At 54.5% G+C, this 1,498-nt stretch carries 2 protein-coding genes; both read left to right on the forward strand.

Going from position 1 to position 1,498, the window contains the following annotated elements; genetic code table 11:
- Positions 1–9 precede the first annotated feature (9 nt).
- Positions 10–108, forward strand: a complete 99-nt coding sequence (locus tag ACP5KC_RS10650; RefSeq protein WP_428287584.1) for a DUF2080 family transposase-associated protein — start codon at positions 10–12, stop codon at positions 106–108.
- Positions 105–1,487, forward strand: coding sequence for an IS66 family transposase (tnpC, locus tag ACP5KC_RS10655; RefSeq protein ID WP_428287583.1), 1,383 nt, complete (start codon positions 105–107; stop codon positions 1,485–1,487). Before ACP5KC_RS10650 ends, tnpC begins: the two co-directional genes overlap by 4 nt.
- Positions 1,488–1,498 lie beyond the last annotated feature (11 nt).

Below are 1,498 nucleotides of genomic sequence, written 5' to 3' on the forward strand. Positions count from 1 at the left end.
GAGGACATCATCAGAAAGGAAGTTGTCCCGATAGGGAACGGGGCCCATGTCATTTGCCCCAAGGAACACATTGGTAAAACAGTTTACTTGGTTGTCGTGAAAAAATGATCTGCTCGAATTGCGAGATCTGGGAGGAATACCAGCGTCTGAAAGCCGAGAACGAGCAGCTAAGAAGGGAAAAGGCTGAGCTCGAAATAGAGAACGGTAAGCTGAAGCGCAGGCTGGCGCTTTACGAGAGCGTCAAAGTTCCCCTGCCTAGGACGAGGCGCAGGGTCGTTTCGAGGGATACTTCTGAAAAGAGGTTCCCAGGAAAGCCTAAAAGATCCCCGGGGAGAACGAGGCCTAAGCCAGAACCTAATGTCGTGATAGCGCCGGAGTGGGAAAGCTGCGAGAAATGCGGGGCCCTTCTTCCCCCACCGGAAGTAGTAGATCATCACATAGTTGAGGAGATCTCCAACCCATCGCCAGGGGAGGTGATAGACTACCTAGAGCTCGGGGGCAAGTGCACCGCTTGCGGAACTTACAACGTGGCCGTGCACCCTGACTGCCCTCCCGTCGGGAGGTTCGGGAAGAACGTGTATGTACAAACGACGCTTCATAAATTCGAGGAGAGGCTCCCCCTCGCTAGGATTGGATCCGTCTTCGAGAGGTCGGGGCTTAAGATTTCGGCCCCGACTGAGCTCGAGCTCCTCTGGAGGATGAGCAACTGGCTTAGACCCAAGTACGAGGAGATCCTCTCGAGCGTTCGGAGCTCCAGAGTTGTTTATACGGATCAAACTGGGATCAAGGTCGACGGCACTGATTTTTGGATCTGGGACTTCGTCACCGAGCTGGAAACTCTATTCGTCATCAGGAAGAGGAAGTCGCAAAAAGTCTTGGAGGAGATCCTGGGGAAGGATTGGGATGGCACGCTGGTCGGCGATGGGCTGAGATCCCACCACAGCTACGCGCGCAAGAGCGGGGCGAAGATCCAGCGGTGTTGGGCCCACTTGCTTAGGGAAGCCAAGGAGCTCGGAGAAAAATATGAGGAAGCGAGGGCCCTCTCCGAGGGCCTGCACAGGATTTTCGACAGGCTCAAGAAGGCCCTAGAGGATGATCCTCCGCCTGAGGAGAGGGCTAAATTAGCCAGGACTGCGATGCGAGCTATGGGGAGATTGATTAACAAGCGCTACAAGAGCAGCAGGGTCAGAAAATTCGTGGAGAAGATGAGGAGGGGATACCCATTCTGGTTCACCTTCGTCACGGTGCCTGGAGTCGAGCCGACTAACAATAGGGCCGAGCGGGCGCTAAGAGAACTCGTGGTGCACAGGAAGATCATAGGGACGCTTCGCAACGAGAAGGGAATGCAGATATACGAGACCCTGCCCACGCTTCTAGCGACGTGGAAGCAGCAGGGCCTGAGCTTGCAGGAAGAGCTGTCAAATGCTTTAACAGAAGCCTGGCAAAATATGAGAGAAAAACGAGAGAAACCGCGAGGGGTGGCTTAAAGCTTAATAGA

This window comes from Infirmifilum sp. (genome assembly GCF_049970975.1).
GTDB classification, from domain to species: domain Archaea; phylum Thermoproteota; class Thermoprotei; order Thermofilales; family Thermofilaceae; genus Thermofilum; species Thermofilum uzonense.